This window comes from Arthrobacter koreensis, from assembly GCF_009193255.1.
GTDB lineage: Bacteria > Actinomycetota > Actinomycetes > Actinomycetales > Micrococcaceae > Arthrobacter_B > Arthrobacter_B koreensis.
This window is the reverse complement of sequence record NZ_WACG01000001.1, coordinates 430,319-450,984: the sequence shown is the minus strand read 5'-3', so window position 1 is coordinate 450,984 and position 20,666 is coordinate 430,319. Positions and strand designations below refer to the sequence as shown.

Below are 20,666 nucleotides of genomic sequence, written 5' to 3'. Positions count from 1 at the left end.
CCGACCCGGCGTTTCAGGTCTTGCGCAGCAGCATGCGGCTGACCGAATGGTCCGCGTCCTTGGTCAGTACCAGCTGGGCGCGGCCGCGGGTCGGCAGTACGTTGGTCACCAGGTTGGGTTCGTTGATCCGCTTCCAGATGCCGAGGGCGGTCTCGCGGGCCTCATAATCCGTGAGAGCCGCATAGCGGTGGAAATAGGATGCCGGATTGGCGAAGGCACCGCTGCGCAGTGACTGGAAACGCTGCACATACCACTCCTCGATGTAGGAGGTGCGGGCATCTACGTAGATCGAGAAGTCGAAGAAGTCGCTCAGGGCGAGGCCGGAGCGGCCATCCGGGCGGGTGCGTGCCGGCGCCAGCACATTTAGTCCTTCAACGATGAGGACGTCAGGACGCCGCACCACGATTTCCGAGTCGGGAACAATGTCATAGGTGAGGTGTGAGTACCGCGGCGCCCGCACTTCCTCCGCCCCGGACTTGACGGCGCTGACGAAGCGCAGCAGGCGGCGGCGGTCGTAGCTTTCCGGGAATCCTTTGCGTTCCATGAGTCCGCGGCGCTTCAGCTCCGCGTTCGGGTACAGGAAGCCGTCGGTGGTGATCAGCTCAACGTTCGGGGTGTCCGGCCAGCGCCGCAGCATCTCCCGAAGCACGCGGGCTGTGGTGGACTTCCCGACGGCGACCGAACCTGCGACGCCGATGACGAAGGGTGTGCGCGTGGTCTGCTCGCCAAGGAAGGTTGTGGTGGCGCTGTGCAGCTTCCCGGCCGCTGCCACATAGAGGTTCAGCAAGCGGGAAAGCGGAAGATAGACCTCACGGACCTCGTCCAGGTTCAGCTGGTCACCCAGCCCCCGGAGGCGCGTGATGTCCTCCTGGTTCAGCGGGGATTCAATCTCGTGGGACAGGCGCGACCAGGTTTGGCGGTCCAGCTCAACGAACGGCGTGAAATTGGTCTCATGGCCGTTGCCGGGCGCCGGCTTCGGAGTTGGTTCGCTCACTCTAGGAATTGTGCACTGCCCCGGCGGGCAATCCAAACGGAGCAGGCCCCTGTCCGGCACAGGGATGCAGCGCTGTTTAGACCGGCAGCCGCTCGTGCCGGTAGTCTTAGCAGCATGTGTGGAATCGTAGGTTATACAGGCCGCCCGGGTGCCGCCGCAGCAGTAGGACACAGCGCCCTGGACGTTGTCATGGAGGGCCTGAAGCGCCTCGAATACCGCGGCTATGACTCGGCCGGCGTCGCTGTGCTGACTCCCGGGGGAGTCGATTCCCGGAAGAAGTCCGGCAAGCTGGCCAACCTGGTCGCTGAGCTGGAAGCTGCGCCCCTGCCGGAGGCAACCACCGGCATCGGCCACACCCGCTGGGCCACCCACGGCGGACCCACCGACGGCAACGCACACCCCCACCTCGCGGACAATGACCGCCTTGCGCTGATCCACAACGGAATCATCGAGAACTTCGCCGAGCTCAAGGCAGAGCTCCTGGCCGCCGGCGCCGTATTCCGCTCCGAAACCGACACCGAGGTAGCAGCGGCGCTGCTGGGCAGCATCTACGCAGGCGCCGGCAACAAGGACCTCGCCCTGAGCATGCAGCTTGCCTGCCAGCGGCTGGAAGGCGCCTTCACCCTCCTGGCCGTCCACGCCGATTCCCCGGACACCGTAGTGGCCGCACGCCGGAACTCTCCCCTCGTCGTCGGCCTCGGTGACGGCGAGAACTTCCTCGGTTCGGATGTGTCAGGCTTCATCGACTTCACCCGCCGTGCCGTGGAACTGGGCCAGGACCAGATCGTCACCATCACCCCGGACAGTGTTGAGATCACGGACTTCTTCGGGGCACCCGCAGAAGGTACCGAATTCGACGTGAACTGGGACGCTGCCGCCGCCGAGAAGGGCGGCTACGACTCCTTCATGGAAAAGGAGATCAATGACCAGCCCCAGGCCGTGGCAGATACCCTGCTGGGCCGCTCCGACGCGGACGGCCGGCTCACGCTGGACGAACTGCGGGTGAGCCCGGAGGAACTGAAGTCCGTCAACAAGATCATGGTCCTGGCCTGCGGCACCTCCGCCTACGCAGGGCAGGTTGCCAAGTACGCCATTGAGCACTGGTGCCGGATTCCCGTTGAGGTCGAACTCAGCCATGAGTTCCGCTACCGGGATCCAATCGTTGACTCCAACACACTGATTGTTGCCATCTCCCAGTCAGGCGAGACCATGGACACCCTCATGGCCGTCCGCTACGCCAAGGAGCAGGGCGCCAAGGTGCTGGCCATCTGCAACACCAACGGCTCCACGATTCCGCGCGAAGCGGACGCCGTCCTGTACACGCACGCAGGACCCGAGATCGCCGTCGCCTCCACAAAGGCATTCCTCGCCCAGATCACTGCCACCTACCTGCTGGGGCTGTACCTCGCGCAGATCCGCGGCAACAAGTTCCAGGGCGAAATCAAGGACATCCTCGCGGACCTCGCCAAGGTTCCGGCCAAGATCCAGCAGGTGCTGGACAGTGCCGAGGACATCAAGGAACTGGGCAAACTGATGGCGGATACGTCTTCGGTCCTGTTCCTGGGCCGCCACGTGGGCTTCCCCGTCGCCATGGAAGGTGCACTGAAGCTGAAGGAGCTGGCGTACATCCACGCTGAAGGCTTCGCCGCCGGCGAGCTGAAGCACGGGCCGATCGCACTGATCGAAGAAGGCCAGCCGGTTTTCGTGGTTGTTCCGTCGCCGCGCGGCCGGGACTCGCTGCACGCCAAGGTGGTCTCCAACATCCAGGAGATCCGTGCCCGCGGCGCCAAGACCATCGTGATTGCAGAAGAGGGCGACGACGCCGTCAAGGCCTACGCCGAGCACATCTTCTACGTGCCGGAGACCCCGACGCTGCTCGCTCCGCTGCTGACCACGGTTCCGCTGCAGATCTTCGCCTGCGTCCTGGCAACTGCCAAGGGATACGACGTCGACCAGCCGCGTAACCTGGCCAAGTCCGTCACCGTCGAATAAACAGCCGTCAGCCAAGGGACCAGGGGGAACACCATGATTGTCGGTATCGGAGTGGACGTGGTGGATGTGCCGCGGTTCGGACGCCAGCTTGAACGCACACCCGGCCTTCGGACCCGGCTGTTCGTACCGGCCGAACGGGAACTGAACCTGCGTTCCCTGGCGGCCAGGTTTGCCGCCAAGGAAGCCGTGGCCAAGGCTCTCGGTGCGCCGGCCGGCATGAACTGGCAGCACTGCCAGGTTGAACTGGATGCCGCCGGGGCGCCAAAAATCCGGGTCGAGGGCACGGTTGCCGCAGCGGCAGAAGCGCGCGGCGTCCGGGTTTGGCACCTGTCGCTGAGCCACGACGGCGACCTGGCCACTGCCATGGTGGTCGCGGAAGGCTAGTCTGGTACGCATGATCAGTGCGTACTCCGGGACCGCGGTCCGTGCCGCCGAGCGCCCTCTTCTGGATGCCGGCCGGGGCGCGGAGCTCATGCAGCTGGCAGCCCACGGACTCTTCTCATTCTGTGCCGCGCTGCTCAAGGAACGGCGCGGCCGGATCTACGGCGCATCCTGCGTAGTGCTTGCAGGGGCGGGCAACAACGGGGCAGACGCGCTCTATGCGGGAGCCCGGCTGCTGAAGCGGGGCTGCGCAGCCACCGCCGTCCGCACCTCGTCCAGTGCTCATGCCGAGGCCCTGTCAGCGTTCCTTGCCGCAGGAGGACGGGTGCTGGAGCTCAGCACGGACAACACGGACGAAGCCCTGCAGCTCTGCCGAGCCGCGGACCTGGTCCTGGACGGCGTTCTTGGAACGGGCGGCAAGGGAGGCCTGCGTGGCCCGGCAGCCCACCTGGCCGCCCTGGCACCTGCGAGGCTGCGCCGCGGGCACCCGCCCGCCGTCGTCGCGTGCGACCTGCCCAGCGGCATTGATGCCGATACCGGGCAGGCTCCCGGATCATACCTGCAAGCGGATGCCACCGTGACGTTTGGCGCCGTGAAAACCGGACTCGTTGCCGGACCCGGCGCTGAAGCGGCCGGGCATATCGAGGTGGTGGACATTGGCATCACCCCGTACCTTGGCACGCCCGCCGTGAACCGCCTGCTTGCACCGGACATCGCAGCGCTGCTGCCACGTCCGGCGGCCGGGGACCAGAAATACAGCAGGGGTGTGCTCGGCATAGCGGCCGGATCGGATACCTATCCCGGGGCAGCCGTGCTTGCAACGGGCGCTGCCCTGGCCACCGGTACCGGAATGGTCCGGTACCTGGGTCCGGAACCGGTTCGCAGGCTCATCAACCAGGCGCATCCGGAGGCTGTCTGTTCGGACAGCACCGTCCCGCTCACACATGTCCAGGCCTGGGTCGCCGGGCCCGGCGCGGGTACGGACGAGGCGCAGCGCCGCCGCGCCGTCGATGCAATGGCGTCCGGGCTCCCCTGCGTTATCGACGCCGACGCACTCTCCGCCGTCGAGCCGGGGATGGGCGAGCAGGTGATCCTCACCCCGCATGCCGGCGAGCTGACCGCGCTGCTGAACCGGCTGGGCGAGGACACCGACCGGGAATCGATCGAAGCCGATCCGCTCACCTGGGTGCGGAAAGCCGCCGCCCTGACCGGTGCGACAGTCCTGCTGAAGGGCTGGGCAACACTGGTAGCTGCCCCCGGCGGGCCTGTCTTTAGCCAGGCCGACGCGACGCCGTGGCTCGCCACGGCGGGCAGCGGCGATACCCTCTCCGGCATCCTCGGGGCGATGCTCTCCACCGCCCGGAAGTCCTCGCCGCATCCCGGCTGCTACGCCGCGGTGGCTGCGGCAGCGGCCAGCATCCACGGCCGGGCCGGGAAGCTCGCCGCCGAGCAGGGGCCGGTCCAGCCCTCGCTGCTTCCCGAGGCTATCCGCCGGGTGATCTCGGCCATGGAACAGTGGCGTCCCGGGCCCGGAGAAGCTGGCATACTGTAGAAAAGTAAGCAGGCATAGTATCTGCCTGCTACCCACCGCAGCGAGGAGCTTTGAATGGAAGTGTGGCCCGGAGATGCCTACCCGTTAGGAGCAACCTACGACGGAAACGGCACAAATTTCGCTCTGTACAGCGAAGTAGCGGATTCCGTAACCCTCTGCCTCTATGACGACGAGGGCGCTGAAACATGCATTCCGCTCACCGAAGTGGATGGCTATGTGTGGCACTGCTATCTGCCTCACGTGGTTCCGGGCCAGAAGTACGGCTACCGCGTGGACGGACCGAACGACCCCGAACAGGGCAACCGCTGCAACCCCAACAAGCTGCTGCTGGATCCCTACGCGAAGGCCGTCTCCGGGCAGGTTGACTGGAACCAGTCCCTGTTCGGCTACAACTTCGGTGACGAAGACTCCCGCAATGACGAGGACTCGGCGCCCCACATGATGAAGGCCGTGGTGATCAACCCGTTCTTCGACTGGGACGGAGACCGCCGTCCGCGCACTGAGTACCACCAGTCCGTCATCTACGAGGCCCACGTCAAGGGCCTGACCGAGATGCAACCCGAAATTCCCGAAGAGCAGCGCGGCACGTACGCCGGCATTGCGCACCCCGCCGTGATCGCCCATCTGGAGAAGCTGGGCGTGACCGCACTTGAGCTCATGCCGGTGCACCAGTTCGTGAACGATTCAACGCTGCAGGAGAAGGGCCTCTCCAACTACTGGGGCTACAACACCATCGGCTTCTTCGCCCCGCAGAACACCTACGGCTCCACCGGGGAGGACGGCCAGCAGGTCCAGGAGTTCAAGGCCATGGTCAAGGCCCTGCACGCGGCCGGCATCGAAGTGATCCTTGACGTGGTCTACAACCACACCGCCGAGGGAAACCACATGGGACCCACCCTTTCCTTCCGCGGCATCGACAACGCGGCCTACTACCGGCTGGTGGACGACGACAAGCGCTACTACATGGACTACACGGGCACCGGCAATTCCCTGAACGTCGGCAACCCGCACTCCCTGCAGCTGATCATGGACTCGCTGCGCTACTGGGTGACGGAAATGCACGTAGACGGATTCCGTTTCGACCTCGCTTCCACCCTGGCCCGTGAGTTCTATGACGTGGACAAGCTGTCCACGTTCTTCGAGCTGGTGCAGCAGGACCCGGTTGTCTCCCAGGTCAAGCTGATCGCCGAGCCGTGGGACATCGGGCCCGGCGGCTACCAGGTGGGCAACTTCCCGCCGCAGTGGACGGAATGGAACGGCAAGTACCGTGACACGGTTCGGGACTTCTGGCGCGGCGAACCGTCGACACTGGGTGAATTTGCCTCCCGCATCACGGGTTCGGCGGACCTCTACGAGTCCTCGGGGCGGCGTCCCGTTGCCTCCATCAACTTCGTCACGGCCCACGACGGGTTTACCCTGCGGGACCTGGTTTCCTACAACGAAAAGCACAACGAGGCCAACGGGGAAGACAACAACGACGGCGAGTCCCACAACCGTTCGTGGAACTGCGGCGTTGAAGGTCCCACGGATGACCCGGAGGTCCTGTCGCTGCGCGCCCGGCAGCAGCGCAACATCCTGGCAACGCTGCTGCTCTCCCAGGGTGTCCCGATGATCTCCCACGGTGACGAGCTCGGCCGGACCCAGAACGGCAACAACAACGGCTACGCCCAGGATTCCGAGTTGACCTGGATCAACTGGGACAACATGGACGCGCCGCTGATGGAATTCACCGCTGCGGTGAACCGGCTGCGCGCAGAACACCCAACGTTCCGCCGGCGCCGGTTCTTTGACGGCCGTCCGGTGGAGCGCGGGGAAGAAGACGTCCTTCCGGACATTGTCTGGCTCAATGAGGACGGATCGCCGATGAAGCCCGAGGACTGGGACAGCCAGCTGGGCCGTTCCCTGGGCGTCTTCCTCAACGGACAGGGCATCCGCGGCAACGACCGCCGGGGCCAGCCGATCACGGATGACAGTTTCCTGCTGTACTTCAACGCGGACGATGACGCCGTAACCGTCACGCTCCCGCCGCAGGAGTACGGGGACCTCTGGGACCAGGTCATCGATACCGCAGGGCGGGGGGCTGACTCCGATCCCATCGGCAGCGACGGCAAGCTTGAGGTAGCCGCGAAGTCGATGGTCGTGCTGCGCGCCCACCGGCAGGAAGACGAAGTCCACGACCACTCAGTAGCGGCTTCCCTCGCGGTGCTGGCCGAAGCCAGGACCCGGGAGAGCGACGTATGAGGGCCCCCCGCTCCACGTACCGGCTCCAGCTGCATGAGGGCTTCACCCTGCACGACGCCGCGGCCCTGGTCCCGTACCTGAAGGATCTGGGCGCGGACTGGGTCTACCTCTCGCCGCTGCTTACGGCAGAGCGGGGATCCACGCACGGCTACGACGTCACGGATCCTTCCGCCGTTGACCCGGCACGCGGCGGCCCGGAAGGACTGCAGGCGCTGTCGGACGCAGCCCACCAGGCTGGCATGGGCGTGCTGGTGGACATTGTTCCCAACCACATGGGCGTCGCGACGCCGTCCGCCAACCGGTGGTGGTGGTCGGTTCTCCAGGAAGGCCGCAGCTCCCGGTACGCCGAGGCTTTCGACATCGACTGGGACGCCGGAGCGGGGCGGCTGCGCCTGCCCGTGCTGGGAGAGAACAGCGACGCCCTGGATGAGCTGCGGATCGAGGACGGGGCGCTGCACTACTACGAGCAGACCTTCCCGATCGCCGAGGGAACGTACAGCCCCGGAGACACCGCTCGTGAAGTCCATGACCGCCAGCATTATGAGCTGGTGAGCTGGCGCCGCGCCGATAATGAGCTCAACTACCGGCGGTTCTTCGGCGTGAATACCCTCGCCGGTGTGCGCGTGGAAGTTCCGTGGGTTTTCGAGGAAACCCACGCTGAGGTGGGCCGCTGGTTCCGCGAAGGGCTGGTCGATGGCCTGCGGATCGACCACCCGGACGGGCTGGCGGATCCGGCAGGGTACCTGGGCCAGCTCAGCGAACTGACCGGCGGCGCCTATGTCCTGGTGGAGAAGATCCTTGAGCCGGGGGAGAAGCTCCCCGAACGCTGGCCGGTCGCCGGGACCACCGGCTACGACGCGCTGGCCGAGGTGGACCGGCTGTTCGTGGACCCGCAGGCAGCGGGACTGCTCACGGACGCATCCGACGCCGAGCCCTACCGCCACATGATCCACGACACCAAGAGGGCCGTTGCCGACGGGCTGCTGCACTCCGAGGTCCAGCGGCTGGTGCGCCTGCTGCCCGAAGACTCCGGCCTGGATGCCGCGGTGGCCGCCGACGCGATTGCCGAGCTGCTCGCCTGCTTCCCCGTGTACCGGAGCTACCTTCCCGACGGCGCCGAGTACCTGGAGGAAGCAGTCCTGAACGCGCGGGTGCGGCGTCCAGATCTTGAACCCGCCCTGGATGTCCTGGTTCCGCTGCTGCGCGGCGAGGGCACTGGATCCGGGCTGGATGAACTCCCGGTCCGGTTCCAGCAGACATCCGGCATGGTCATGGCCAAGGGAGTGGAGGACACCGCGTTCTACCGCTATTCCCGGCTGACGTCGCTGAACGAGGTAGGGGCGGATCCGTCCCTGTTTGCGCTGGAACCGCATGACCTGCACCTCGCCATGCTGGTGCGGCAGCAGGAAGCACCGCTGGCGATGACCACCCTGAGCACCCACGACACCAAGCGCAGCGAAGACACCCGGGCACGGATCAGCGTCCTGTCCGAGATACCCCGGGAATGGACCGAAGCTGTGGCCACCCTTGGCGAACTCCTGCCCCTGGGCGACCGTCCGCTGGCAGACCTGGTGTGGCAGGCGCTCGCCGGAACCTGGCCGCTGGAACGCGAACGAGCCCACGCCTATGCAGAGAAGGCGGCCCGGGAAGCTGGCCAAAGCACTACCTGGACCGCACCGGATGAGGCCTTCGAGAAGCAGCTCCATGCGCTGGTGGACGGTGCCTGGGACCACCCCGAAGCCAACGCCGTCCTCTCCTCCGTCGTCGAGCGGATTACCTCGGCCGGGTGGTCCAACGCCCTGGGTGCGAAGCTGGTGCAGCTGACCATGCCCGGAGTCCCCGACGTCTACCAGGGCACGGAGCTGTGGGACCACTCCCTGGTGGACCCGGACAACCGTCGCCCGGTGGACTACTCCCTGCGTACCGCCGTCGCCGAAGCCGGGCAGGGTCAGCCCGGCCCGGTGGACGACTCGGGGGCGGCCAAGTTGCGCGTCACCCGTGAAGCACTGCGCCTGCGGCGGGAACAGCCGGAACTCTTCAGCGGCTATTCGGCGCTGGGCAGTGAAGGACCGGCCGCGGAACACGTCTTCGGATTTGACCGCGGCGGCGCCCTCTCCCTGGTCACCAGGCTTCCCCTGGGGCTGGCGTCCGCAGGCGGCTGGCGGGGCACGACCGTCCAGCTCCCGCAGGGCAACTACACCGACCGTCTAAGCGGCAAGAGCCATAAGGGAGGAAGCGTGGAAGCTGAAGAGCTGTTCGAGCACTACCCCGTGGCCCTGCTGGTCCGCCAGGAGGCATCATGAGCAGAACGTTCAGTGTTTGGGCTCCGCGGGCACAGTCCATGAGGCTCCTCGCTGACGGACGCGAGGTGCCCATGGGAGCCGGAACCGGGGGATGGTGGCATGCCGACCATGCCCGGGACACGGAGACGGCCGGCACTGAGATCGACTACGGCTACCTCATTGACGACGCCACCACCCCGGTGCCGGATCCGCGTTCGCGCCGGCAGCCCGACGGCGTCCACGGCCTCTCCCGGACCTTCGATCCTTCCAGGTTCCAGTGGACGGACTCCGGCTGGGTCTCGCCCGGTATGGCCGGGGGAGCGATCTACGAACTGCACATTGGAACCTTCACTCCCGAGGGCACCCTGGACGCCGCCGCGGGGAAGCTTGACTACCTGGCGGACCTGGGCGTGCAGTATGTGGAGCTGATGCCGGTCAACGCCTTCAACGGCACCCACAACTGGGGTTACGACGGCGTGCTGTGGTACGCGGTCCACGAAGCCTACGGCGGGCCGGAGGCATACCAGCGCTTTGTTGACGCCGCGCATTCCCACGGGATCGGCGTCATTCAGGACGTTGTCTACAACCACCTCGGTCCCAGTGGGAACTATCTGCCGCTGTTCGGTCCTTACCTGCAGCAGGGCAGCGCCAACTCGTGGGGCGATTCGATCAACCTGGACGGTCCGCATTCGGACCCGGTCCGCGAGTACATCCTGGACAACGTGGAGATGTGGTTCCGTGACTACCACGTTGACGGCCTGCGCCTGGACGCAGTCCATGCCCTGCGTGACGAGCGTGCCCTCCACATCCTGGAGGAAATGGCTGCCCTGACCGACGACCTCTCCGCGGACCTGGGCGGAACCCTGTTCCTGATCGCTGAGTCGGACCTGAACAATCCCCGGCTGATCACGCCCAGGCACCTCAACGGCTACGGGATTGCGGGCCAGTGGTCCGACGACTTCCACCACGCGGTGCATACGAACCTCACCGCCGAAACGCAGGGGTACTACGCGGACTTCGATTCCCTCGACGCCATTGCGAGGGTCATCACCAACGGCTACTTCCATGACGGCAGCTTCTCCTCCTTCCGGCAGCGCAGCCACGGCCGGCCGCTGGACACGTCCGTGATTACTCCGCGTCAGCTGGTGGTTGCGGTGCAGAACCATGACCAGATCGGCAACCGGGCGGCCGGGGACCGGAACACGGCTGTCCTGGGCTATGACCAGCTGGCGCTCGCCGCCGTCCTGAACCTCTCGTCGTCGAACACTCCCATGATCTTCATGGGTGAGGAGTTCGGGGCGTCCACCCCCTGGCAGTTCTTCACGTCCCATCCGGAAGAAGCACTGGGAACGGCTACGGCTGAGGGGCGGCTCGCGGAGTTCGCGCGGATGGGCTGGGACCCGTCCCTGGTTCCCGACCCCCAGGATCCCGAGACGTTCATCCGGTCAAAACTGGACTGGTCCGAAGTCGGCAATGACGGGCATGCCAGGCTGCACCGGCTCTACCGCGACCTGTTGGCGCTGCGCCGGACAGTGCCGGAACTGACTGAACCCGATTTCCGGAATATCAGCGTGGACTTCGACGAGATATCGCGGTGGCTGACCATTCACCGCGGGGGCGTCGTCGTCGCCCTGAATTTCGCTGACTCCCCGCGCGAACTGCCCATTCCCGTGAGCGGAAGTGTGCGGGTCCTGCTGGAGACCGCGCCGCTGTTGACGTACGACGGCGGCGTGGAGCTTCCTGGCTACGGCGCAGCGATCCTCACCGGGAGCGGCCAGGACTGAGAACGCCGCTTCCTCGATTCGCGGCGGCAGCGGTGGCAGGATGGAGCCATGACTTTTACTCCCGCGGAAGACCGCTACGAATCCATGCCGTACCGCCGTGTTGGCCGCAGCGGACTGCACTTGCCGGCCGTGTCCCTTGGCCTGTGGCACAACTTCGGAGATGACGTAGCGTTCGAGACCCAGCGCTCCATCCTGCGCCGGGCCTTCGACCTTGGAGTCACGCACTTCGACCTGGCCAACAACTACGGTCCGCCGTACGGCAGCGCAGAAACCAACTTCGGCCGCCATATGAAGGACGACTTCCGGCCCTTCCGGGACGAACTCATCATTTCCAGCAAGGCCGGATATGACATGTGGCCGGGGCCCTACGGAAACTGGGGCTCCCGGAAATACCTCCTGGCGAGCCTGGACCAGTCACTTGAACGCATGGGACTGGACTATGTGGACATTTTCTACAGCCACCGTCCGGACCCGGAGACACCGCTCGAGGAGACCATGGGCGCGCTTGACACCGCGGTGCGTTCGGGCCGGGCACTGTACGCCGGTATCTCGTCCTACTCTGCGGAGAAGACCATCGAGGCTGCGCGCATCCTCCGGGAGATGGGCACGCCGCTGCTGATCCACCAGCCCTCCTACTCCATGCTGAACCGGTGGGTGGAACAGGGCGAGCCGAACCTGTTCCAAGCCCTTGAAGAGACCGGCGCAGGGTCCATCGCCTTCTCGCCGCTCGCGCAGGGCCTGCTGACGAACAAATACCTCGGCGGCGTGCCGGAGAACTCCCGCGCCGCAGCCGGAAAGTCACTCGACCCGTCGCAGCTCTCCGACGAAAACCTGGACCGGGTACGCGGATTGAACCGCATCGCCGAGTCCCGCGGACAGACGCTGGCACAGATGGCGATCGCGTGGGTACTGCGTACCCAGCGCAACGGTACCGCCATCACGTCCGCGCTGGTGGGCGCTTCCAGTGTCAAGCAGCTCGAAGACAGCCTGGCGGCAGTCCGGAAGCTGGATTTCACGGACTCGGAGCTCGCGGAGATTGACACCTTTGCGCAGGACTCGGATATCAATCTCTGGGCTGCAGCCCTCGACGCCTGAGCCACGCCTTGGGTATCAGCATCCGGGAAGCCGAAGAAGGGGACTGGCCGGGCATCTGGACAGTCATGGAGCCAATCGTGCGGGACGGGGGAACCTACTGCTGGAACCGGGACCTGACGGAGGAAGAAGCACGGGCCGTTTGGCTTGAACCCCGCCCGGCGCACATCTTCGTGGCGGAGGAAGCCGGGCAGGTCCTCGGAACGGCCCAGCTTCACCCCAACCGTGCCGGTGCCGGCAGCCATGTGGCCAACGCATCCTTTATGACTGCCGGGTGGGCGAGCGGCCGGGGAATCGCCAGGGCGCTCGCCGCGCACGTGCTGGAGCAGGCTGAGGCGCAGGGGTACCGTGCCATGCAGTTCAACGCCGTGGTCCAGACAAACACGCGGGCTGTGGCGCTGTGGCAGTCCCTGGGGTTCGGGATCCTCGCCACAGTTCCGGAAGCGTTCGCCCATCCAATTCACGGGTTTACCGGCCTGCACATCATGCACAAGCACCTCGCGGAGACCGGCCTGTGATTTCCTGCCGGGCGCGCAGTGAAAGAATGGACCCGTGAATTACCTCGAAACTGTCCCCGCGGCGGAGCGCAGCGCCGTCGTCGATCTCGCCGCTATCCGGCACAATGTCCGCCATCTTGCCGAAATCGCCAAGCCCGCCCGCCTCATGGCCGTGGTGAAGGCCGATGCCTACGGACACGGGGCGCTGGAGGTTGCCCGCGCCGCGATCGACGCCGGAGCCTCCTGGCTGGGGACGGCACACATTTCCGAAGCGCTGGCCCTGCGCACGGCGGGAATCACCGCGCCCGTGCTGGCCTGGCTGCACACCGCGGACAGTGACTTCTCCGCGGCCATCGCCGCGAATATCGACATTGGTGTTTCGGGCTGGGAGCTTGAAGCCGTAGTGGCAGCTGCCCGTGAACTGGAGGTACCGGCGCGGGTGCACCTGAAGATCGACACCGGGCTGGGACGCAACGGCTGTCCCGAAGAGCTGTGGGAGTCCTTCGTCGGTGCCGCGCTGGCGTACCAGGAAGACGGCCTGCTGCGGGTGGTGGGCATCTTCTCCCACCTTGCAGTGGCGGACGAGCCGCGCAGGCAGGAAACCGACCAGCAGCTGCAGAAGTTCCGCGAGGCCGTGGCAGTGGCAGAGGACGCAGGGGTGGACCACGAGGTGCGCCACATTGCGAACACTCCCGCGGTCCTCTCCCGCCCGGATTCGCACTTCGACCTGGTTCGGGTGGGACTGGGCATGTTCGGGCTGTCCCCGTTCCCGGGCCAAAGCGCGCAGGAGCTCGGACTCGTCCCGGCCATGACCCTCAAGACCACCATCGCCAACTGCAAGGAAGTCCCTGCCGGGCAGGGAGTTTCCTACGGGCTGCACTACCGCACCGCCGAACCCACAACCCTGGCCCTTGTGCCGGTGGGATATGCGGACGGGATTCCCCGCGTCGCCACGGGCGGCCCCGTGATGGTTGACGGCGAGGTCTTTCCGGTAGTCGGCCGCATCGCCATGGACCAGATGGTGATCGACCTGGGCCGCACTGGCGTGGCCGGCACTGCGGATACGTTCCTGGGCAAGGAAGCAGTTCTCTTTGGGCCGTCCGGTTACCCGAGCGTTGACGAGTGGGCCCAGGCCAGCGGCTCGATCAACTACGAGATCATCACCCGGATCAGCGGCCGCGTGACCCGGAGCTACATCGACTCGGAGGCCGCTGAATCCGCCGTGAGCCTTGACCCGGACGCTGAAGCGGCGCTGCCGTGAAAGCCGCCGAAGCTCCGGCGTGGGAGCAGAAGTACACCACTTCCAGCGCGGCGCAGACGCAGGAACTCGCCCGCACGCTCGGCGGCGAGCTGCGCGCCGGCGACCTGCTTCTCCTGACCGGGGAACTTGGTGCAGGCAAGACCACCTTTACGCAGGGCCTCGGCGAGGGCCTTGGCGTGCGCCCGGGAATTATTTCCCCAACCTTCGTGCTCGTGCGGATCCATCCGGCGCTGGGTGCCGGTCCGGATCTGGTGCACGTGGACGCCTACCGGCTCGGGTCGGCCGCGGAGATCGACGACATCGATCTTGAAAACACCATGGATTCGTCCGTAACAGTGGTGGAGTGGGGGCATGGCCTGGTGGAGCACCTCGCTGAGAGCCGCCTCGAAATCACCCTGCAGCGTGCCACCGGGGGAGAAGCGGCCGGAGCCGGCGAACTGGTCACGGACTTCTCGGCGGAGGACGACGACGAGGAGCGGTCCATCCGGATCGCCGGGTATGGTCCGCGCTGGGCCACAGCCCCTGGGCTGGCTTCCTAACCTCCGGGCGATGGGTACTTCTCCCCATCGCGGGTGCGTCCGGGCCCCGGATACGATAAACCGCAACCGGATATCGCTTTGGGGGAGGGACATGGCCAGCTGGAACATTGACCTGGCATCGGCACGATCCGTGGTGAACCGCACCGCCGAGGAAGCCGCTAACCTGGCCGACGCGGCGAAAAGCCTGCAGGACGCAGCCGAAGGGGCGCAGGCCGCCGCGCGCAGCACCGTCGTCGGTGATGCACTGAAAGCAGCGTACGAGCAGTACGCTGCCCTCCTGATCGCCAACGCGAGGAGCCGCGCTGAGACCGCCTGCTCGTCCCTCCACCAGGCACTGGACGCTTATCGGGACGCCGACCTCGAGATGGCCGCCCGCGCCCAGGCAAACGCGGCGGAGGTTGGATGACCGCCGTGGATTTCTCCTCGCTCCCCGATTTCGCGGAGGCCGGGGAGCTTGAACGCCAGGCAGACCTGATTGCTGCCGCCGGGACGGATGCTTCCGGTACCGCCACTGCCAGCCGGGAAATCTGGCTGGGGCTGGGTGCGGTCTACAGTGCGCCGGAAGCGGAGGCAGCCTACGGGGCCTTCGACAAGGTCCAGTCATTCGGGAACGAGGCCGAAACTGTCACGGGCCTGATCCGCACAGCACTGGTGGAATTTGCCGCGGATGCCAGGGCCCTCAGGCAGCAGGCGGGCGACCTGGTTTCGCTTTCCGGCCAGTGCACGCCCCAGCCGGACGCAGACCCGGAAAGCCGGGAAGCGGAGGTGGTCTCCCTTCAGCTGCAGGTTCGGGAGCTATGCCGAAAATACGCGGAAGCAGAGGCCCGGTGCGCCGGCTCGATCCGTGCGGCGTCGGGACTGCTGCCGGACAGCGGAATCCTGGGCAGTACCGGATTTGGTACCACCACCTCCCTGGCGGACACCGTGCTGGAGCACGTCCATCAGTCCCAGTTGCATGTTCGCCGGACCGTGGATGTCAGCGGCGACCTTGCCGCGGAACTGCGCCTGGAGAACATTCCCTACGAAGTGGTGGACGGAGGTGTGCGCTATACCCGGTCTCCATCCGGCATCCTGATTCCCGTTGAACGCTCGGTAGACCTGACCCGTGTCCCGTTCCCGGATGACGGCTTCGCCCGTCCGGGCCCTGAGCTGCGGCTCAATGCTGAAGCAGCGACCCCTCCGGCCTGGGCGCGCTGGGGCGGGCGCGGACTTTTTGTCCTGGACGCCGGAATAACCGCATGGGACCAGGGCAGCGAACAGTACAACGCGGACCGGATTGAGCATCCGGACTGGACCCCCGGCCAGCGGGCCCTGTCCGTCACGGAGAACGTTGCGATTGTTGGAGGCGCTTCCCTGGCTGCCGGTGCCGGAGGCGCCTGGGCAGGAGCGAAGGCCGGCGCCGTCGTCGGCGGGGTAGTTGGCAGCTGGATCCCGGTGGTGGGAACGGCGGCCGGCGCGGTTGCCGGCGGTATTGTGGGTGGCATTGCCGGCGGCATTATTGGCAGCGGCGTCGGAGAAAAGATAGGGAAGAAGGCCAAGGACCTATGGGATTCATTCTGGGGCTGATCCTCGGCCTCGTGGTGCTCGCCATGGGATGGCGCGCCTACACCGGACGCTGGCGCACATGGCTGGGGCATCCGGGCCTCCTTCCGAAGGTCAAGGCTTATCCCGCCCTTGGCATGCTTTACGGCGGCGTTGGGTTGCTGACCGGAACGCTGCTGTGGGACGTGGACGGCGACTCCCTGCCCCGGCCCCTCCTGGGAGTGCTGCTGGTGCTTATGCTGGGAGGAATCTGGACCTTCCTCATGAGCCTGGTTTGGCTCCCGCGCTTTATGCTGCCCCGATGGGTCAAAATGGCCGAGAACGCGAAGGCCCGGGCAGCGTGAACCCGGTGGACATCATTACTGTTGATTCTGTGTCGATGCAGGTTCCGCCCGGATGGGAAGCCAGCCGCCAAAACGGTGAGGCGCTGGTCCTGGCACCGGCAACCGGAGGGTTCCGGCCCAATCTGACCCTGCGCACACGCCCGTTTGAGGGGACGGCAGGCCGGGCAGCAACCCAGGAGGCAGCCGGCGTACTCGCCGCCCTCGAATCTCCCCAGGTGCTGAGCTGGAATCTCTGGCCGTACAGCGGCGCCGAAGGCCGCTGGATCGAGTACACCTACGAAACTCCCGAAGCAGTCCTGCACGTCCAGCAGTGGTTCCACCTCCGGGACGGCTTGCTGACCACCTGCACAGCCACATGCCGTACTTCACAGCTTCCGGCCTATGACCAGGCCTTCTCGGTCATGGCGGGCAGCATCCAGGCACAGGACGGAACAAGGGATGGATGACTTCCCCGCGGCAGAACCGCGACTTGAGCCTTTCGCCTCACAGCAGGCAGGCGAACCGCTGGAAGCCCTGTCCGGGCTGGCAGCGACGCAGGATTTCCGGTCCGAGGGCCCGTGGCTCTCACCGGCCGCCCAGGATGTTCTCCTCCTGCTGGGCAGGGGAGGAAAACTGGGGCGCTTCGGCCTAGGTGCCGCACAGGAAGGCCTGGAAGAACTTGAGGCCGCCGGGCTGGTGACGGGCAGGGGCCGTCTCACGGCCGAAGGCCGGCTGGTCGCTTCGCCTCTTGACGGCACGTCAGGCAGCGTGCAGTTCGCTGCGGCCTGCGGCGGACAAGAGTCTGCGTTCTACGGCGCGCTGGGACGCGAGGGCGTTCTTGTGCTGGCCGGACCGTCGTGTGCCAGGCTGCGGACGGGGGACCAGGCAGATCCGGGCCGGCGCCAGGTCGATTTCTTGTCCCTCGACCAGTTTTTCCCTGCGCTCGCAGCATGGCTGGGCCTGGGACCTTCGTGGCTCCTTGACGCGGAAGTATCGATCTCCCCGGAGGCAGTCCAGGCACGGATGTCCGGTGTGTCCGGTGCGGAGGTTCCCCTCCCTGAGAAGGCGGACGCCGCGGTGCGGCACATGTGGGAGCAGGAGTGGTTCATCTGGCAGCAGGTTGATGGACGCACTGGCCTTCAAACCGGTATCCAGGCGGGGCCTGCAGGAACGTGGCAGCTGGTGAACAGTGCGAGGGGGCTGCTGCTGAAGCCTTGGCCCTCGGCGCAGGCATACAGGGGCCTGCTGCAGACGGTCAGCGCCGAGCTGGCCTGACCGTTTGTCCGGCCGCTGCCCTTCCGCACGTGAGCCGCGGGCGACGGCGTAAACTGAACACCGTGCTTATCCTCGCCATCGACACCTCTGCCATAGCCAGTGCGGCACTTCTCAACGGTGAGGGTGAAACGCTCGCGTCCTTCGCCACCGAGGACACCAGGTCCCATGCCGAGGTTCTGGCGCCGGGTATCCAGAGGATCCTCAGCGACGCCGGTGTCTCCGGGAATCAGGTCGATGCGATCGTCACGGGTGTGGGCCCCGGCCCGTTTACCGGCCTGCGGTCGGGCATAGCCACCGCGCGCACCCTTGCTTTCGCCTGGAACAAGCCGCTGCACGGCGTCATGAGCCTGGACGCCATTGCAGTGGACGCTGCCCTGGACGCGTGGCGCGCCGGAGTGGATGAGTTCGTTGTGGCTACGGATGCCCGGCGCAAAGAGGTTTACTGGGCGCGCTACCGCAGTACCGGCGGCACCGCCGAACTCCTCGACGGGCCGCATGTTTCTGTCCCGTCTGAGGTTCCGGACGTGCCGGCCTATGGTGCAGGTGCAGGACTGTATCCGGAGGAGCTGCGCACGGTGCAGGACTTTGCCGCAGCCCAGCCGACGGCTGAAGCGCTGGGACGCACCGCCGTCGTGCGTTTGGTCCGGGGACTGGAGCTGCTTCCGGACCTGCCGCTCTATCTTCGCGAATCCGATGCCAAGGTGCCCGGTCCCCGGAAGCGGGCGCTGTGATCGGGCAGCCTTCCGTGATCCGGGCGATGACCGAGGACGATATCCCGGCAGTGGATGCGCTGGAAAAGGCGATGTTCCCGGTTGATGCGTGGCCCACCGAGATGTTCTACGACGAACTGCGACAGCGCGATACCCGTTCGTACTATGTTGCCGAGGATCCTGACGGCGCGGTGATTGGGTATGCCGGGCTGATGTGCGTACTGCCCATCGCGGATGTGCAGACCATTGCCGTCGACTCAGCCCATGAGGGTGCCGGTACAGGGTCCAGGCTGCTTGCCACTCTTGTGGATGAGGCGAAGCAGCGGGGTGCAGATGACGTGCTTCTCGAAGTGCGTGCTGACAATCCCCGGGCGCAGCGGCTTTACCGCTGGTTTGGCTTTGAACAGATCCACGTCCGTCCGAGGTACTACCGGGACGGAGCGGATGCCTTGATTATGCGTCTGGAGCTTTCCACCTGGGAAGGTGCTCCGGTGCGCGAATCCAACCCTGTGAAGGACGTCCAATGAACCGCACCGAACCACTGGTGCTTGGCATCGAATCCTCTTGCGATGAAACCGGTGTCGGTATTGTCCGCGGCGACACGCTGCTGACCAATGCCGTGTCCTCCTCGATGGAGGAGCATGTCCGTTTTGGCGGTGTCATTCCGGAGATCGCCTCGCGTGCGCATCTGGACGCTTTTGTTCCGACCCTGCGCCAGGCCCTGGATGAGGCCGGTGTAACGCTGGAGGACATCGATGCGATTGCTGTCACCTCCGGCCCCGGCCTTGCCGGTGCCTTGATGGTTGGTGTTTGCGCTGCTAAGGCCCTGGCTGTGGCTACGGGCAAACCGCTGTATGCGATCAACCATCTGGTGGCCCATGTGGGTGTTGGTGTTCTCGATGGCGGCAAGCTTCCGGAAAACCTTGGTGCCCTGCTTGTTTCGGGCGGGCATACAGAGATTCTTCGTGTCGGGTCCCTGACAGCGGATGTCCAGCTGCTTGGGTCCACCATTGATGATGCTGCCGGTGAGGCGTATGACAAGGTTGCCCGGATTCTGGGTCTTGGGTATCCCGGTGGCCCGGCAATCGACAGGCTTGCCCGCCAGGGGAACCCGAAGGCTATCCGGTTCCCCCGCGGACTGACCCAGCCGAAGTACATGGGTACGGCCGAGGCTCCGGGTCCGCACCGGTATGACTGGTCCTTTTCCGGTTTGAAGACTGCTGTTGCCCGGTGTGTGGAGCAGTATGAGGCTGCCGGGCAGGAGCTTCCTGTTGAGGATATTGCTGCGTCCTTCCAGGAGGCGGTGGTGGATGTCATTACGTCCAAGGCTGTTCTCGCCTGTACTGAGCAGGGGATTACGAACCTTCTGCTGGGTGGCGGTGTTGCTGCGAATTCCCGGCTTCGTGAGCTGACTGCCGAGCGTTGTGCTGCTGCCGGAATTTCGCTTCGGGTGCCTCCCATCCGTCTGTGTACCGATAACGGTGCAATGGTTGCTGCCCTGGGTTCGCAGATCGTCATGGCTGGCGGCGAACCTTCCGGTGTGGATTTCACCCCGGATCCTTCCCAGCCTGTGACCAGCATTCAGCTTCCTGCTGCGTAGCAGGGTAGGGGCTAGACCCCAGCCGCGGCTCGGTTAGGCGCCGGTTTGGTGAGGGGGCTCACGCAGCCGCCGGGTCGGGGGACCGGGCCCATTTAGCCGCTGGATCGGTTAGGCGCCGGTTCGGGGGACCGGGCTCATTTAGCCGCTGGTTAGGTGACCGGGTACGCGCAGCCGCCGTCTCACGCAGCCGTCTCCGCGACCCGGCTCACCCCGCCACCGGTTGGGCGACCGGGTAAGCACAGTCGCCGGGCAGGCATGGCCGGGCAGGACAGGGCTCACGCAGCCGCCAGCTCCGCGACCCGGCTCACCCCGCCACCGGTTGGGCGACCGGGTAAGCACAGTCGCCGGGCAGGCATGGCCGGCCAGGACAGGGCTCACGCAGCCGCCAGCTCATTTAGGCGCCGCCTCGGCATGGCCGGTCGCTGGCCGGGCCGTCTTCCGGGCTACACCCTGGCCGCGCTTCCGGAGGGTGCGCAGGACCGGCACCGGACTGACTCCCGTCGAACAGGGATCCCACGTAGACAAACATCTCGGACCCGAGTTACAACCGGCTGGTACCCAGTTCCCTGTCATTCACCCTCGTGGAGATCCGTCCCTCCGT

19 protein-coding genes are annotated in these 20,666 nt (G+C 65.9%); 18 read left to right on the top strand and 1 reads right to left on the bottom strand.

All coding sequences use genetic code 11. The features are described 5' to 3' along the window. Positions 1-13: 13 nt before the first annotated feature. Positions 14-994, bottom strand: a complete 981-nt coding sequence (coaA, locus tag GD628_RS02010) for a type I pantothenate kinase (RefSeq protein WP_091602722.1) — start codon at positions 992-994, stop codon at positions 14-16. Between the two features lie 114 nt (positions 995-1,108). On the opposite strand from coaA, the gene glmS reads away from it, so the two are divergent. The 18 genes from glmS to tsaD all read left to right on the top strand — a co-directional run bounded on the left by glmS (position 1,109) and on the right by tsaD (position 20,065). Further along, positions 1,109-2,986 carry a glutamine--fructose-6-phosphate transaminase (isomerizing) gene (glmS, locus tag GD628_RS02005; protein ID WP_152273693.1) on the top strand — a complete coding sequence of 626 codons (1,878 nt, stop codon included), beginning with the start codon at positions 1,109-1,111 and terminating at the stop codon, positions 2,984-2,986. A gap of 33 nt (positions 2,987-3,019) precedes the next feature. Continuing rightward, on the top strand, positions 3,020-3,370 hold the full coding sequence (locus GD628_RS02000; RefSeq protein WP_091602728.1) for a holo-ACP synthase: 351 nt from the start codon (positions 3,020-3,022) through the stop codon (positions 3,368-3,370). A 10-nt stretch (positions 3,371-3,380) separates the two neighbouring features. Next, positions 3,381-4,919: an NAD(P)H-hydrate dehydratase gene (locus GD628_RS01995; protein WP_152273692.1), complete on the top strand. Its 1,539-nt coding sequence runs from the start codon at positions 3,381-3,383 to the stop codon at positions 4,917-4,919. Positions 4,920-4,973: 54 nt separating this feature from the next. Beyond that, positions 4,974-7,160 carry a glycogen debranching protein GlgX gene (gene glgX / locus GD628_RS01990; RefSeq protein ID WP_152273691.1) on the top strand — a complete coding sequence of 729 codons (2,187 nt, stop codon included), beginning with the start codon at positions 4,974-4,976 and terminating at the stop codon, positions 7,158-7,160. Next, on the top strand, positions 7,157-9,463 hold the full coding sequence (gene treY / locus GD628_RS01985; RefSeq protein ID WP_152273690.1) for a malto-oligosyltrehalose synthase: 2,307 nt from the start codon (positions 7,157-7,159) through the stop codon (positions 9,461-9,463). The genes glgX and treY overlap by 4 nt, the downstream gene beginning before the upstream one ends. Beyond that, positions 9,460-11,226, top strand: coding sequence for a malto-oligosyltrehalose trehalohydrolase (treZ, locus tag GD628_RS01980; protein ID WP_152273689.1), 1,767 nt, complete (start codon positions 9,460-9,462; stop codon positions 11,224-11,226). The genes treY and treZ overlap by 4 nt, the downstream gene beginning before the upstream one ends. 48 nt (positions 11,227-11,274) lie before the next feature. Further along, complete coding sequence (gene mgrA / locus GD628_RS01975) at positions 11,275-12,321, top strand: L-glyceraldehyde 3-phosphate reductase (RefSeq protein ID WP_091602743.1); 1,047 nt, start codon at positions 11,275-11,277, stop codon at positions 12,319-12,321. Positions 12,322-12,329: 8 nt separating this feature from the next. Further along, positions 12,330-12,836 (top strand): GNAT family N-acetyltransferase, encoded by a 507-nt coding sequence (locus tag GD628_RS01970; RefSeq protein WP_325785792.1) that lies wholly within the window; start codon positions 12,330-12,332, stop codon positions 12,834-12,836. Positions 12,837-12,870: 34 nt separating this feature from the next. Next, positions 12,871-14,076: an alanine racemase gene (gene alr / locus GD628_RS01965; protein ID WP_091602749.1), complete on the top strand. Its 1,206-nt coding sequence runs from the start codon at positions 12,871-12,873 to the stop codon at positions 14,074-14,076. Beyond that, positions 14,073-14,615, top strand: coding sequence for a tRNA (adenosine(37)-N6)-threonylcarbamoyltransferase complex ATPase subunit type 1 TsaE (gene tsaE, locus GD628_RS01960; protein ID WP_091602752.1), 543 nt, complete (start codon positions 14,073-14,075; stop codon positions 14,613-14,615). The genes alr and tsaE overlap by 4 nt, the downstream gene beginning before the upstream one ends. A gap of 91 nt (positions 14,616-14,706) precedes the next feature. Further along, complete coding sequence (locus tag GD628_RS01955; RefSeq protein WP_152273687.1) at positions 14,707-15,021, top strand: DUF6507 family protein; 315 nt, start codon at positions 14,707-14,709, stop codon at positions 15,019-15,021. Then, positions 15,018-16,181, top strand: coding sequence for a hypothetical protein (locus tag GD628_RS01950; RefSeq protein WP_152273686.1), 1,164 nt, complete (start codon positions 15,018-15,020; stop codon positions 16,179-16,181). The genes GD628_RS01955 and GD628_RS01950 overlap by 4 nt, the downstream gene beginning before the upstream one ends. Beyond that, complete coding sequence (locus GD628_RS01945) at positions 16,160-16,501, top strand: hypothetical protein (protein WP_091602762.1); 342 nt, start codon at positions 16,160-16,162, stop codon at positions 16,499-16,501. Before GD628_RS01950 ends, GD628_RS01945 begins: the two co-directional genes overlap by 22 nt. Beyond that, the gene (locus GD628_RS01940) at positions 16,459-16,947 is read left to right on the top strand and encodes a hypothetical protein (protein ID WP_193313175.1); all 489 of its coding nucleotides are present in this window, start codon (positions 16,459-16,461) and stop codon (positions 16,945-16,947) included. The genes GD628_RS01945 and GD628_RS01940 overlap by 43 nt, the downstream gene beginning before the upstream one ends. Further along, on the top strand, positions 16,940-17,755 hold the full coding sequence (locus GD628_RS01935) for a hypothetical protein (protein ID WP_152273684.1): 816 nt from the start codon (positions 16,940-16,942) through the stop codon (positions 17,753-17,755). Before GD628_RS01940 ends, GD628_RS01935 begins: the two co-directional genes overlap by 8 nt. A gap of 62 nt (positions 17,756-17,817) precedes the next feature. Next, complete coding sequence (gene tsaB / locus GD628_RS01930) at positions 17,818-18,486, top strand: tRNA (adenosine(37)-N6)-threonylcarbamoyltransferase complex dimerization subunit type 1 TsaB (RefSeq protein ID WP_152273683.1); 669 nt, start codon at positions 17,818-17,820, stop codon at positions 18,484-18,486. A 26-nt stretch (positions 18,487-18,512) separates the two neighbouring features. Next, on the top strand, positions 18,513-18,992 hold the full coding sequence (rimI, locus tag GD628_RS01925) for a ribosomal protein S18-alanine N-acetyltransferase (protein WP_091603752.1): 480 nt from the start codon (positions 18,513-18,515) through the stop codon (positions 18,990-18,992). Continuing rightward, complete coding sequence (tsaD, locus tag GD628_RS01920) at positions 18,989-20,065, top strand: tRNA (adenosine(37)-N6)-threonylcarbamoyltransferase complex transferase subunit TsaD (RefSeq protein ID WP_152273682.1); 1,077 nt, start codon at positions 18,989-18,991, stop codon at positions 20,063-20,065. Before rimI ends, tsaD begins: the two co-directional genes overlap by 4 nt. Positions 20,066-20,666: the final 601 nt, after the last annotated feature.